At 44.7% G+C, this 13,488-nt stretch carries 11 protein-coding genes; 7 read left to right on the forward strand and 4 right to left on the reverse strand.

The features are described from left to right. Positions 1-65: 65 nt before the first annotated feature. The 3 genes from R7Q11_RS06465 to R7Q11_RS06475 all read left to right on the forward strand — a co-directional run bounded on the left by R7Q11_RS06465 (position 66) and on the right by R7Q11_RS06475 (position 5,112). On the forward strand, positions 66-1,928 hold the full coding sequence (locus R7Q11_RS06465) for a putative nucleotidyltransferase substrate binding domain-containing protein (protein ID WP_053307762.1): 1,863 nt from the start codon (positions 66-68) through the stop codon (positions 1,926-1,928). Next, positions 1,928-2,644, forward strand: a complete 717-nt coding sequence (locus R7Q11_RS06470) for a 3'-5' exonuclease (RefSeq protein WP_005388533.1) — start codon at positions 1,928-1,930, stop codon at positions 2,642-2,644. Before R7Q11_RS06465 ends, R7Q11_RS06470 begins: the two co-directional genes overlap by 1 nt. Positions 2,645-3,330: 686 nt before the next feature. Further along, on the forward strand, positions 3,331-5,112 hold the full coding sequence (locus R7Q11_RS06475) for a sodium:solute symporter family transporter (protein WP_191115835.1): 1,782 nt from the start codon (positions 3,331-3,333) through the stop codon (positions 5,110-5,112). A 350-nt stretch (positions 5,113-5,462) separates the two neighbouring features. Here the strand turns inward: R7Q11_RS06475 and R7Q11_RS06480 are convergent, their stop codons facing one another. From R7Q11_RS06480 to R7Q11_RS06490, 3 genes are all read right to left on the reverse strand, one after another. After that, entirely contained in the window at positions 5,463-6,089 is a 627-nt protein-coding gene (locus R7Q11_RS06480) for a hypothetical protein (protein ID WP_154203902.1), read from the reverse strand. 326 nt (positions 6,090-6,415) lie between these two features. Further along, positions 6,416-6,736, reverse strand: a complete 321-nt coding sequence (locus tag R7Q11_RS06485; protein WP_005375836.1) for a DOPA 4,5-dioxygenase family protein — start codon at positions 6,734-6,736, stop codon at positions 6,416-6,418. Between the two features lie 396 nt (positions 6,737-7,132). Next, a complete protein-coding gene (locus R7Q11_RS06490; RefSeq protein WP_127891143.1) occupies positions 7,133-7,327 on the reverse strand; it encodes a hypothetical protein in 195 nt (64 codons plus the stop codon). A 65-nt stretch (positions 7,328-7,392) separates the two neighbouring features. On the opposite strand from R7Q11_RS06490, the gene pdhA reads away from it, so the two are divergent. The 3 genes from pdhA to R7Q11_RS06505 are packed head-to-tail and all read left to right on the forward strand — an operon-like array spanning position 7,393 to position 10,608. After that, complete coding sequence (pdhA, locus tag R7Q11_RS06495; protein ID WP_225466299.1) at positions 7,393-8,487, forward strand: pyruvate dehydrogenase (acetyl-transferring) E1 component subunit alpha; 1,095 nt, start codon at positions 7,393-7,395, stop codon at positions 8,485-8,487. Further along, on the forward strand, positions 8,480-9,463 hold the full coding sequence (locus tag R7Q11_RS06500) for an alpha-ketoacid dehydrogenase subunit beta (protein ID WP_017634235.1): 984 nt from the start codon (positions 8,480-8,482) through the stop codon (positions 9,461-9,463). Before pdhA ends, R7Q11_RS06500 begins: the two co-directional genes overlap by 8 nt. Further along, positions 9,460-10,608, forward strand: a complete 1,149-nt coding sequence (locus tag R7Q11_RS06505) for a dihydrolipoamide acetyltransferase family protein (RefSeq protein ID WP_005375831.1) — start codon at positions 9,460-9,462, stop codon at positions 10,606-10,608. Before R7Q11_RS06500 ends, R7Q11_RS06505 begins: the two co-directional genes overlap by 4 nt. Positions 10,609-10,675: 67 nt before the next feature. Here the strand turns inward: R7Q11_RS06505 and R7Q11_RS06510 are convergent, their stop codons facing one another. Beyond that, entirely contained in the window at positions 10,676-11,641 is a 966-nt protein-coding gene (locus R7Q11_RS06510; RefSeq protein ID WP_225466300.1) for an electron transfer flavoprotein subunit alpha/FixB family protein, read from the reverse strand. 138 nt (positions 11,642-11,779) lie between these two features. Here R7Q11_RS06510 and R7Q11_RS06515 point away from each other — a divergent pair, with 138 nt between their 5' ends. Next, a complete protein-coding gene (locus R7Q11_RS06515) occupies positions 11,780-13,441 on the forward strand; it encodes an electron transfer flavoprotein-ubiquinone oxidoreductase (RefSeq protein ID WP_225466301.1) in 1,662 nt (553 codons plus the stop codon). Positions 13,442-13,488: the final 47 nt, after the last annotated feature.

Consider the following 13,488-nt stretch of genomic DNA (forward strand, 5'->3'; position numbering starts at 1 on the left):
CTTTATGGCACACCATCAATATTTTGATATATAGTAATACAAATGTATTTTAAGAATGTTGTGTTATGACCGACTCGCTACTGCCAAATATCATACAGTTTATCAGCCAGATTGATCCGTTTGACAAGGTACCTAAAGGTGCACTTCGCGAGCTTGCTTCATCTGTTAAGATCACTTATTTAAGCAAGGGGGATGTTGTTGATCAGTATTCTTCTAAGAACGAAAAGTCACTTTATATTATTAGAACTGGCTCTATCGAACAGCGTAAATCTGATGGCATATTGAGAGCTAAACTTGGTCCGGAAGATTTGTTTGGCTTCACTTTTCTTGGTAACGAAGTCGAAAGCGGAAAAGAATACAAAGCAATTGCAATCGAAAATTCATTAGTTTATGTAATTCCAAATGCTGCGCTGAAAAAGTTGTGCACTTCTCATCCTGAATGTGCTGAACATTTTGCATCACAAGCTCAGGTACGGCTAAAGTCAGCATTAGATGTCGTGTGGTCTAACAAAGAAAAAGGGTTGTTTATTCGGCGTGTAGAGGAAGTTGCTAGTGGTCGAGTTGCAATTGTAACCGCTGAGCAATCCATTCAGTCAGTCGCCAACGAGATGATCGATAAGTGCTCTCCCTGCGCTGTCGTTTATCGTGATAATAAAATAGTTGGACTGATTACCGACCGAGATATGACAAAGCGAGTCATCGCTAAAGGATTAAGCATCTCAACACCAGTCGTCGAAGTCATGTCGCCTGATCCTAAAACAATTCATCCTGACGATTTAGTTCTGCATGCTGCCTCCATTATGATGCAGCACAACATAAGAAATTTACCCCTAGTCAAAGACAATAACGTCGTTGGCGTTTTGACAACAACGCACTTGGTTCAAAACCATCGAGTCCAAGCAATATTTTTAATTGAAAAGATCAAATATGCTGGCAGTGTCAAAGCGTTGTCTAGTTTTACGTCTGAGCGCCAAGCTATTTTTGAAGCATTAGTCGAAGGACGGGTTTCACCAGAAATCATTGGTAAAGTGATGACCATGATTATGGATGCGTACACTCGTAGGTTAATACAAATAGCCATTGATAAGTTGGGAACACCTCCCTGTGACTTCTCTTGGATTGTGGCAGGCTCTCATGCTCGCCAAGAAGTACATATGCTGTCAGATCAAGATAGCGCCATCGTATTAGATGATTCGGCAACAGATAACGACCGTATCTACTTCAAACATTTAGCAATGATAGTAAGTAATGGTCTGAATAAATGTAACTATCCATTGTGTCCAGGGAAATTTATGGCAGCGACCCCTAAATGGTGCCAGCCTCTCTCTGTTTGGAAAAAGTACTATAAGAAATGGGTGGCAAATCCTGAATACGAGCGCCTCCTCAATATCAGTGTCTTTTTAGAAATCCGAACCGTTTATGGAAACAAAGACTTTGAACAGATACTTCGCGATGAGCTTCACTCTAACATCAACGCTAATAGAGAATTCCTTACGATGTTAGTTAACGATGCGGTGAAAACAAACCCACCGCTAGGAATATTCAATAGCCTAGTATTACAAAAATCGGGAGAGAACAAGAAAACGCTCGACGTAAAAAAATACGCGATTAATCTAATCATTGATCTTGCAAGGATTTATGGTCTTGCAGTTGAATGTGACCTCACTGCAACTGATGAGCGTTTTAAAGCAGCCAACGAAAAAGGGCTGCTCAGCCATGACGCGTACAAAAATATAATAAACGCATATCAATTCATCTTGTCGTTTCGATTTGCCCATCAATTAGAAGCACTAAAAAGTGGAGATGAGCCAAATAACCACATTGACCCCAATACGTTCGGTAGTTTTGAACGTCAACATTTAAAAGACGCGTTCCGCATCATTGCAGATCTACAAGAAGTCGCCAAACTCCGTTTTGGGAGCCGATAATGAAGCGCTTACTTGAGTACTTTCATCCATTGACACGAAAAAATCGTCAGAGACAAAAGCACTGTAAAAAGAAGCACATCCCTCTTTATCTTAAAAAGCTGCTTCGCTCGCCAAATCTGGACGTAAATCAACGAGCTTTTGACACTGAGTTCATCGTTCTTGATCTTGAAACAACTGGCTTAGACAGTGAGGAAGAAGTCATTCTTTCCATGGGCTGGGTAGAGATTCGACAAGGCCATATTGACTTAGCAACAAGCCAACACCTTTATGTACATAGCGACTCAAAAATCAAGCCCGAAACCATAGTTGTTAACCATATTACCCAACAAATGCTGACTGATGGAATCTCTATTCATGAAGCAATGCGGACATTCTTTAAAGCAGCAGAAAACAAAGTTATTGTTGCGCACGGATGTATAGTCGAAACTAGCTTTATTAATCAATATTTACAGCGAGTTTTCAACATAAAAGAGTTGCCGCTCATTTGGATAGACACCTTGCGAATAGAAAAAAGGTTACAAAGAGCTATCAATGCTTCCGATGAATCAGATGTGACTCTAGCAGCGACAAGGGAACGTTACGGGTTACCCGCTTACAACGGCCATAATGCACTTGCAGATGCAATTGCAACTGCAGAGTTACTATTAGTTCAACAAACCCGTATCGCACCTCAGACAAAAGCGACAGTCGGGCCCCTTTACCGGCTTAGCCTGTAATCATCCAGATCACAGGCCTATTTGCTAAACATGTTCTCTGTCACAATTTGGTATCATCAGCATTTACCTTAATTAATAATACAATACCATTAATGGAGTCGGCGTTAGCAAAATGCAGCGAATAGCCATTGTCACTTGCCAATATCAGAGCGAGTGTAAACTGATTAGTTGCTCCATATCATAACTACATTTTAGAGAGCTTGGCATTGCATGTACGCAATGATTGTCGAAGATCTAGCAGCGTTACATAAACAACCGAATTCAGGTGATGTCCCCTCGAACGTCATCTGCAGTGGTTAGTAATCATGTAAAGCCGCTGTTGCGAACTTCAGCCGACAGCTCGCGGTACTAGTACCGTTTGGCCCATGCAGTACAGGCTTGCATGGGCTTTTTTTTAACAATCCTACATCAATCGATGTTATATCCCTCTGCCAGATATGCATAAATCCGCGTCCATTCTTATTAGAGGACTTAAGATTCTTTATAAGTATATTCATAGAACCCATGCCTAAACTCGACACTTTTAGCAGCTTCAGAGAAAAGCAATATCTGACACCGATCACTTGTATGATTAATTAAAGGGTTTATTACGCCTTACTGGTCACGGTTTTGAGTTATTGTACTACAAATAAGAGGGGCGAACGTTACTATTACTTAGGACAATAAACTACTTCAAAGGTCTAAAGATGGAACTCAATACTCTCATTGTGGGCATCTATTTTCTATTCTTAATCGCAATAGGTTGGATGTTCAGAACTTTTACTAGTACTACAAGCGACTACTTCCGAGGTGGCGGCAACATGCTTTGGTGGATGGTTGGAGCAACGGCGTTTATGACTCAATTCTCTGCTTGGACATTTACTGGCGCCGCTGGTAAAGCCTACAATGATGGTTTTGCTGTCGCCATTATTTTCCTTGCAAACGCGTTTGGTTACTTCATGAACTTCGCTTACTTTGCACCGAAATTTCGTCAGTTACGCGTCGTAACTGTCATAGAAGCCATTCGTATGCGTTTTGGTACAACAAACGAACAAGTATTTACTTGGTCTTCGATGCCAAACAGTGTTGTCTCTGCAGGTGTATGGCTTAACGCCCTTGCTATTATAGCTTCAGGTATTTTTGGTTTTGATATGACAGCAACCATCTGGATTACCGGTTTAGTTGTACTTGCGATGTCGGTAACTGGCGGCTCTTGGGCGGTTATCGCCTCCGATTTCATGCAAATGGTCATCATCATGGCGGTAACGATCACATGTGCAGCCGTTGCTATTGTTCAAGGTGGTGGCGTTACTGAAATTATCTCTAACTTCCCAGTCGCAGAAAGTGGGAGCTTTGTTGCAGGTAACAACCTGAACTACTTAAGCATCTTTAGTATTTGGGCGTTCTTTATCTTCGTTAAGCAGTTCTCTATTACAAACAATATGTTGAACTCTTACCGTTACCTAGCTGCAAAAGACTCTAAAAATGCAAAAAAAGCAGCTTTGCTAGCATGTATATTGATGCTGGGTGGAGTTTTCATTTGGTTCATGCCTTCTTGGTATATTGCAGGCCAAGGTGTTGATTTAGCGGCAGCTTATCCAGATGCTGGTAACAAAGCAGGCGACTTCGCGTACCTATACTTCGTTCAAGAATACATGCCAGCAGGTATGGTTGGACTTCTGGTCGCTGCAATGTTTGCTGCTACGATGTCCTCTATGGACTCTGGTCTTAACCGCAATTCAGGTATTTTCGTAAAGAACTTTTATGAACCGATCGTTCGTAAAGGCCAAGCATCAGAGAAAGAGCTAGTCGCAGTTTCTAAAGCAACATCGGCGGTATTTGGCGTTGCAATTATTCTAATCGCGCAGTTTATAAACTCTCTAAAAGGTCTGAGTCTATTCGACACTATGATGTACGTTGGTGCGCTCATCGGGTTCCCAATGACAATTCCAGCGTTTTTAGGCTTCTTTATCAAGAAAACTCCAGACTGGGCCGGTTGGGGAACTCTAGTCGTGGGTGGCATCGTTTCCTACCTTGTTGGGTTTGTTATCACAGCTGATATGGTGTCATCGGCGTTTGGCCTTGAGGAGTTGACTAGCCGAGAATGGTCTGATGTGAAAGTAGCAATAGGTCTAATCGGACACATGACGCTAACTGGTGGCTTCTTCATGTTGTCGACTCTATTCTACAAGCCTCTAACTGACAAACGCCAAGCAGATGTCGATAAGTTCTTTGAAAACCTATCAACGCCTCTTGTAGCGGAATCAGTGGCACAGAGAAAACTCGATAACAAGCAACGTCAAATGCTGGGTAAACTTATCGCGGTCGCAGGTATAGGTGTCATGTTTATGGCTCTGCTACCTAACCCAGTATGGGGGCGCTTAGTGTTTATTCTATGTGGTGCCATCGTCGGAGGTGTTGGTCTACTACTTGTAAAAGCTGTGGATTCAAGCGCTGAACAAGCCTCTGAACCTGTGACAGAAAGTTAAATCTCTTATTCTAATAAACGCGGCTATTCTTTGGCCGCGTTTTTTAATTCTAAGTTCCCAGTACGAACACTTCACCCTTTTACGAAGACATATCATCTTGTCTAGGGTTATCGAATTGCAGCTTTATTTTGTCATTCGATAAGGCTAAACCAGAACGTGATAATCTGATCGAGTTAAAAGTGCAGCCTACCTTGCTTAAGTAAACGCCCCAAAGCCATCCAAATATCTGATGAAGTAAAGATCTCGGCTCGTATACTTTGTTGCCGCTTCGTGATTTAGACTCGCTAGTCCTTTACATCACCACCTAGTCTACAAGCCAAACTATTCCCGCTGAACAAACCATCTCGGGATTACTTAGGTACACTATTTTCTCTTTTTGCAGATGGCACAACAACCGCTACCAATAAAGCTAACAACAGGAACACGGGGCTAAGCATTAATCCATGCCAGATTGAATACCCATCATGGAACAGCCAGAATATACCAAGCGTCAGTAGGTACGAAAAGTAGCTGCAAAACACCAAGCTAATCGCGACAAAGCGCTTTTGATTAATAATAAGAATCCGCACTAGATACTGGCTAAGAATACCAGAGCAGCGCATGGCAAGTTGCCAATTAATGATAAAGAAAGCAAGCGCAATAAACCCAGCTACGACCAGTGCATCATGCGTGCTTAAAATGAAGTAGCTACCAAATCGGCTTATGATGACCGGATAATCGCCTTCGTATATCGTTGACCAAGATATTGCGTTCGCTGCTGCTACGTAATTGGCAAAATAAGCAATGGCGTAGAAAGTCGTTTGAGAACTGAACGGCTGAAATACATCCGTACAAAATCCTCGCCACTCTTCTTTGTTGGCGGTAGGCCCAACCCAGTCACGTTTTTTTTGAGCGGTACGCCCGGCAAACGCAGGCCCGTTGCGAAACAACAGCCAAAATATATAGAGTGCAAGTATAACCAAGAGTATTGAAAACATACCCTTCCCCCTCATAAATTATCGGCGCCACTGCCAATGGCGTTGGGGTCGTAAACTGCACTTCCCTGCTATACCTATTTGATTTATCAAAGACTTATTATTTTATTACCACCAAAATTCATTTAATGGCATGCTAAACAGCAACATTTTCACGCTTTGTGCGTGAAGTTCGAAAGCCTACTTTTAGGTTTAGCACAAAAATAACTACAGCAAAGCGTAAGAGAGGGATTCCGCACCCATCAATGAAGATGAGGCGTTAAGCAGAAGCTGCGACCGCAATGAGAAGAGAAGGATTCAAAGCGGTCATGCATGGGCGAGAAGAGCAACTATTTCTCTAACTTTTCTTCAAATACACCAATCTCTCTGCCCAACCAAATCGCGCGTTCTGTGTGATCGAGCAACTCTTCTTCGCTTACTGGGTGAATAAGCACAGAAAAATCGCCTCGAATCGTATCAAGCCACGCCAAGAACTCTTCACTCAATGATTCTAGGTGAATTTCAAACATCGGCATCTTGTGTGGGCCAACTAACCTTCCAACTAATGGAAACACACGCAGCACATCTTGACGCTCTTGACGGATGATCTCGTTCAAGGCTTGCGCTTTATCTTGTTCTCTTAAGGGAAAATAAACATGAGCGTGGTACATAACTTCTCCATAATCACTTCCACTTGAGCACCACCTACTTTGGATAAGCTCAAGGACTGCCGAGGGTATACATTTGTAATGCCGTCACCCTACCTTGATTCCACTCTGTTGGGAAGAAGTTATGCATTCTCATAAGGTCGAGGCTTCGAGCACAACAAAAATTTGCAATTCATCATATAGCAACTGTTTGAGTTGATTCATTAATAATGACTCACTTTGTCAAATTTTACAGCCAAATTTTGTTGCAAATATGTTTCATTAACCAGTAATTAAATTCGAGTTTAAAAATACCACCAACAAAATATCAGCATATTACTCTGCAAAATCAGGGTGTAAGCAAAACTTTACTACTGAGCGAAAGTCAAAATGAAGCATAATTTAACAATTTGTTTACACTTATTGTATCTGGCTATACCACGATTTAGTTAGAGGGTTAGATACAGAAAAGCCTTTCTCTGTATCTTGCGGTGAAATGGTCGCAGCGATGTTATCGACAAATAGTTTAAGGGACGAACAGATGCCTACCGCTATCGAAAGCACACGCAACCTTAGGTATGGCCTTTGCGCTGATATCAGAGTTTGAGTACCCATACAAACTCTGGTTTTGTATGAACAGCTGCAGTCCAAAAGACCCGCAGCGTCAAAAGGAGCTTGAGATGAACGTTCAGGCATTACCCATGCATCGGTTTATCGACCATCGTGGGGACCTAGTCGGCCAACTACCCAACTGGGCTGACACTGAAACATTGGTCAGGTTTTACCGAGATATGGTATTAACTCGCACTTACGACAACAAAGCAGTTGCCTTGCAACGCACCGGTAAGCTAGGGACCTATCCCTCACACTTAGGCGCGGAAGCCATAGGCATTGCGGTCGGCAGAGCACTTAAAGCCGATGATGTGTTTGTTCCTTACTACCGCGATATGCCTGCGATGTGGTGTCGTGGCATTGGCATGGAAAAGAACCTTCAATACTGGGGTGGCGATGAGCGCGGGAGTGATTTTGCTCCTGAAGGCAGTCCGGTTCCTAGCCGAGACCTTCCCTACTGTGTACCCATAGCGACGCAATGTACGCATGCTGTCGGGGTGGCTTCCGCGCTAAAAATTCAAGGTAACCATGAAGCTGCGCTAGTGATGTGCGGCGATGGTGGTACATCCAAAGGGGACTTTCTAGAGTCAATAAACTGCGCAGGTACTTGGAATATTCCACTTGTTTTCGTCGTAAACAATAACCAGTGGGCAATTTCAGTTCCGCGTAGTCTCCAATGTGCCGCCGATTTCTTATCAGAAAAAGCGCAAGGTGCAGGTATACCGGGTATTACTGTCGATGGTAACGATGTCGTCGCCGTTTATGATGCAACTAAAACCGCCCTTGAGAGAGCAAGAAAAGGGAAAGGTGCAACACTCATCGAAGCGGTGAGTTACCGACTGAGTGACCACACTACGGCCGATGATGCGACTCGTTATCGTAAAGAAGATGATGTTCAAACTGCATGGCAATACGAACCTATCGCACGTCTTAAAACGTACCTCCTTAATCAAGGCGCTTGGAGCGACGAACAAGAACAGCAATGGCTAGATTACTGTAAAGAGCAAGTAGAGTTAGCTGTTGAACGCTATCTGAGCTTACCGCCACAAGCACCAGAAACCGGTTTCGATTATTTGTATGAATCGCTACCTCAAGAGCTTCATGCACAAAGAGATGAACTCATCAACAAGGCAATGAGAATGCAGGGAGGCAGACATGGCTGAGCTAACGTTGGTTGAAGCAGTAAACCTTGCCCTGCACCACGAAATGCAACAAGACCCCAATGTTGTCGTACTAGGTGAAGACGTGGGCGATAATGGTGGTGTATTTCGTGCCACTGTTGGACTCAAGCAAGAGTTTGGTCTTAAACGAGTCATCGATACGCCACTCGCTGAAGCCTTAATCGGCGGGGTTGCGGTCGGTATGGCAACGCAAGGATTACGACCTGTCGCCGAATTTCAGTTTCAAGGTTTCGTTTTTCCTGCGATGGAGCACTTAATGTGCCACGCAGCTCGAATGCGTAACAGAACTCGCGGTCGGCTCACTTGTCCCGCGGTTTTTCGTGCGCCATTTGGCGGCGGTATCCACGCTCCGGAACACCACTCAGAAAGCGTGGAAGCGCTATTTGCTCACACTGCTGGATTTAAAGTGGTGATTCCTTCTTCTCCACAACGCGCATACGGCTTACTTCTCGCTGCAATTAGAAGCAATGATCCCGTCATGTTCTTCGAACCGAAGCGCATATATCGCACCGTTAAATCTGAAGTCGTTGATAACGGCGAAGCACTCCCACTCGACACATGCTTCACCTTACGTAAGGGGCGAGATATCACGCTCGTTACTTGGGGCGCATGCGTCGTAGAGTCACTTCAGGCCGCGCAAACCTTGTCTAGTCAGGGAATTGAAGTCGAGGTGATTGATTTGGCGAGTATTAAGCCAATTGATACCGCGACGATTTTCAGCTCACTAGAAAAAACTGGACGTTTACTCGTTGTTCATGAAGCGAGTAAAACTTGTGGTGTGGGCTCTGAGCTATTAGCTCGAACCGCTGAACACGCCATGTGCTTACTTAAAGCCCCACCTAAACGAGTAACTGGAATGGACACCATTATGCCTTATTACCGTAACGAAGATTATTTCATGGTTCAGGAAGAAGACATTGTGACCGCGGCGCGCGAACTCGTGGAGGATTGGAAATGAAGACGTTTAATTTACCCGATCTCGGTGAAGGTCTCGCTGAGTCAGAAATTGTCAAATGGCACGTTAATGTCGGAGACATGGTTAAATTAGATCAAGTGATCTTAACCGTAGAGACAGCAAAAGCAACGGTAGACGTCCCTGCCCCCTATTCGGGCCGTGTGGTCAGCCGTCATGGTGAGGAAGGTGAAATCGTCAATATTGGTGCATTACTGCTAGAGATTGATGAAACAGGTGCCGGGAGAGAAGTAACGGCAGAGAAAAAAGCCACTGCTGACGCCGCAACCGTCGTCGGCAGCGTTTCTCACCAAGCGCATCATGTAAACGTTGATGATTTCTGGATTGGTGGCAACCACAACACGACAGAAAGTAACCTCGTTACCGCCCTGCCTTCGGCTCGCTTGTTGGCACAAAAACTTGGGGTAGATCTTAACCTCGTGTCAGGTAGTGGCCCGAACGGACTTATCGTTGATGCCGATATTTACGACGAAGCCGGAAAACAGCGTCCAGGCACCGAAGTTTTGAAAGGCGCTCGACGTACCATGGTGTCGTCTATGACCGAATCGCACGAACATGTTGCCGCCGTAACCATTACGGAAGAAGCGTTGTTGGAAGATTGGCTGCCAAACGAAGATATCAGTATCCGCCTTGTTCAAGCGATTGTTCATGCGTGTCAAGAAGAGCCCGCTTTAAACGCTTGGTTTGATGCCGAAACCATGACACGCTGTGTACACACAACGGTCAATGTAGGAATTGCAGTAGATAGCCGTCATGGATTGTACGTGCCAGTCTTGCGCCACGCAGATGAATACGAACCACAAGATGTTCGTCGTTGGCTCGATCAAACCGTTGAAGGGATCAGAGAGAGAAAAATCGGTCGTGAGCAACTGCAGCACGCGACGATTACGCTTTCCAACTTCGGCGCGATTGCCGGTATTTACGCAACACCTGTCGTCACACCGCCACAAGTCGCTATTGTCGGCGCGGGCCGAATACTCGACCGAGTTGTGATAAGAAATGGTCAAGCAATTTCGGTGAAAGCAATGCCGCTATCCGTAACGTTTGATCATCGCGCTTGTACTGGTGGTGAAGCTGCAAGGTTTACGAAAGTACTTGCAGAGCACCTGCAACGTCCGAGCGAAAAGTAACTTATAAAAATCAAATGATAAAGGCTTCCAGTCCGGAAGCCTTTTGTTTTAGGAAGCAAGACTATATCTACAGCTTCTCTAACAGCTCAGGCATTACCACAAACAAATCGTCGACCAATCCATAATCTGCAATGTCAAAAATAGGCGCATCAGGATCGCTATTAATTGCAACAATCACCTTGGAATCTTTCATTCCCGCCAAATGCTGGATCGCGCCAGAAATTCCGACTGCAATGTATAACTCCGGTGCAACAATTTTGCCGGTTTGCCCGACTTGATGGTCATTAGACACATAGCCCGCATCGACCGCCGCTCGTGACGCCCCTACCGCTCCACCTAGCTTGTCAGCCAATTGTTCTACTAAAACAAACTTCTCTTTACTCCCGAATGCACGACCACCCGACACCACTACTCTAGCCGCTGGCAACTCTGGTCGCTCACTTTCTGGCGTTTGTTGCGAAACAAACTCACTAAGTTTATTGATAATCACCGTGTCGACTTGAGTAAGCTTAGGGACAACTGGCGTGTCAGATAGCTCTGCGGCATCAAAAGCCGTACTTCTTATTGTCATCACTTTATAGGGATCATTCGACGTGACTCTCGCCAATGCATTTCCAGCATAAATTGGACGAATCACCGTATCGATAGACTCGATTGTCATCACGTCAGAAAGTTGACCAACATTAAGCAACGCCGCCACACGAGGCATCACATTCTTACCAAATGTACTGGCAGGAGAAAGAATGTGTGAGTAGTTTTTGGCTACTTGTGAGATCAAAGGTGCGATATTTTCCGCTAATCCATGTTCATATCCCTTCGCATCAACCCAGATAATTTCTGCAACATCCTGAACACAATTCAACTCATCCAAAACTGATTGGAACTGATAACCAATAAGCAACACAGAAACAGGAAGCGATTTATCATCATCCTTAATCTCAAATGCCGCTTTAATTGCACACAGCGTCCCTACAGCCAACGATTGGTTGTCATGCTCTGCGAGCACAAGTGTTGCTAATGGTCGGTCTTCCATGGTCATGCCTCATATAACACGTCAGATCCATTACTTGAGCTTAGTCCACTTCACGTTAACGTCAACTGAGCTATAGTTTTCTGTATAGAAACCAAAAACCTGTCACGCAGATGACGATAATAGAAAGGAAGCATAAAGATGGAACGAGAATGCATGGAGTTTGATGTCGTGATCGTGGGGGCCGGACCTGCGGGCTTAAGTGCAGCTTGTCGGCTAGCTCAACTCAAACAAGACAGTGAAGATGACGCACTTTCAATTTGCGTTGTAGAAAAAGGCTCAGAAGTGGGCGCGCATATTTTATCTGGCGCTGTTTTTGAAACTAGTGCCTTAGATGAGCTTTTCCCCGATTGGAAAGAAATGGAGGCCCCGCTAGCAGCCTCGGTTCAACGAGATGATTTCCTTTATCTTACTACTGAACAAAACCATATTCGAGTTCCTCACATCCTTACACCGCGTCCAATGATAAATGGCGAGAATAATTACGTAATTAGCCTTGCCAACCTTTGCCGTTGGCTCGCTAACCAAGCAGAAAATCTTGGGGTGGAAGTTTTTCCGGGCTTTGCCGCTGCAAGCATCAATTATGATCAGACTGGCGCCGTGACAGGCATTAACACGAGCGATATGGGACTAGACAAGAACGGCCAGGCCAAACCTAACTTTGAACCAGGTATCGAGCTAAGGGCAAAATACACCCTTTTTGCTGAAGGTTGTCGCGGACATCTGGGTAAAGAACTTATTCAAAGGTTCGACCTAGACGCAGGAAAGCAACCACAGCACTACGCGCTTGGCCTAAAAGAGATATGGGAGTTACCCACTGACAGCAAGGATGTATCTGGCAGTGTTATCCACTCCGCTGGCTGGCCCTTGAGTGAAACAAATACCACAGGCGGCGGTTTTCTCTATCACATGGAGAACAACCAAATCGCCGTCGGGCTTATTGTCGACTTGAATTACAGCAATCCTTACTTGAGTCCGTTTGACGAATTTCAACGCTTTAAGCACCATCCTGCTATTGAACCACATTTGAAAGGTGCTCAGCGCATCGCTTACGGCGCAAGAGCCATTGCGAAAGGTGGACTTTCCTCTCTGCCGAGACAGCAATTCCCTGGCGGTTTATTGATTGGTTGTGATGCGGGGACTTTGAACGTTGCTAAAATTAAAGGCAGCCACACAGCAATGAAATCCGGAATCATTGCAGCAGAAGCGGTACATACGGCCCGACAAACTGGAGCTTCTGAGCCAGACTACCAGTCGTTGTTCGAATCATCATGGTTGTATGACGAACTCGCCGAAACGCGTAACTTTGGCGCGAACATTCATAAGTTTGGCAGCATACTTGGCGGTGCTCTTTCGACTTTTGAACACAACCTGTGGCAACCACTGGTTAAGAAGCCGTTACCTTGGTCTATCAAGGACTATTCACACGATCATGAGCAGTTAAAACCTAAACAAGAGTGCCACCCAATTGCATACCCAAAACCAGATGGTGAAATCAGTTTTGATAAGCCTTCGTCGGTATTTTTGTCGGGAACACAGCACGAAGAGAATCAACCTTGTCACCTTGTTCTGACTTACCCTCACATTCCAATTGATGTGAATTTAGGTATGTATGACGAACCGAGTCAGCGCTATTGCCCCGCTGGGGTTTACGAAGTGGTGGAAGTGGACAATAAGTTGAAGTTTCAGATAAATGCCGCCAACTGCGTGCATTGCAAAACCTGTGACATCAAAGATCCTTCGCAAAACATCACGTGGAAAGCACCAGAAGGTGGCGGAGGACCGAGCTATCAAAACATGTAGATACGTTAGTATGTTGACGATCTAACAAATGGATAAACAAACCGATT

The sequence above is a fragment of the Vibrio sp. 970 genome, from assembly GCF_033339075.1.

Bases quoted from the DNA above. Each gene is read 5' to 3' on its own strand.
- R7Q11_RS06480 (WP_154203902.1), bottom strand. From the start codon at position 6,089: ATGTTTTCAATACTCTTGGTTATACTTGCACTCTATATATTTTGGCTG.
- R7Q11_RS06510 (WP_225466300.1), bottom strand. From the start codon at position 11,641: ATGGAAGACCGACCATTAGCAACACTTGTGCTCGCAGAGCATGACAAC.
- R7Q11_RS06465 (WP_053307762.1), top strand. From the start codon at position 66: ATGACCGACTCGCTACTGCCAAATATCATACAGTTTATCAGCCAGATT.
- pdhA (WP_225466299.1), top strand. From the start codon at position 7,393: ATGAACGTTCAGGCATTACCCATGCATCGGTTTATCGACCATCGTGGG.
- R7Q11_RS06515 (WP_225466301.1), top strand. From the start codon at position 11,780: ATGGAACGAGAATGCATGGAGTTTGATGTCGTGATCGTGGGGGCCGGA.
- R7Q11_RS06505 (WP_005375831.1), top strand. From the start codon at position 9,460: ATGAAGACGTTTAATTTACCCGATCTCGGTGAAGGTCTCGCTGAGTCA.
- R7Q11_RS06470 (WP_005388533.1), top strand. From the start codon at position 1,928: ATGAAGCGCTTACTTGAGTACTTTCATCCATTGACACGAAAAAATCGT.
- R7Q11_RS06490 (WP_127891143.1), bottom strand. From the start codon at position 7,327: ATGGGTACTCAAACTCTGATATCAGCGCAAAGGCCATACCTAAGGTTG.
- R7Q11_RS06475 (WP_191115835.1), top strand. From the start codon at position 3,331: ATGGAACTCAATACTCTCATTGTGGGCATCTATTTTCTATTCTTAATC.
- R7Q11_RS06485 (WP_005375836.1), bottom strand. From the start codon at position 6,736: ATGTACCACGCTCATGTTTATTTTCCCTTAAGAGAACAAGATAAAGCG.
- R7Q11_RS06500 (WP_017634235.1), top strand. From the start codon at position 8,480: ATGGCTGAGCTAACGTTGGTTGAAGCAGTAAACCTTGCCCTGCACCAC.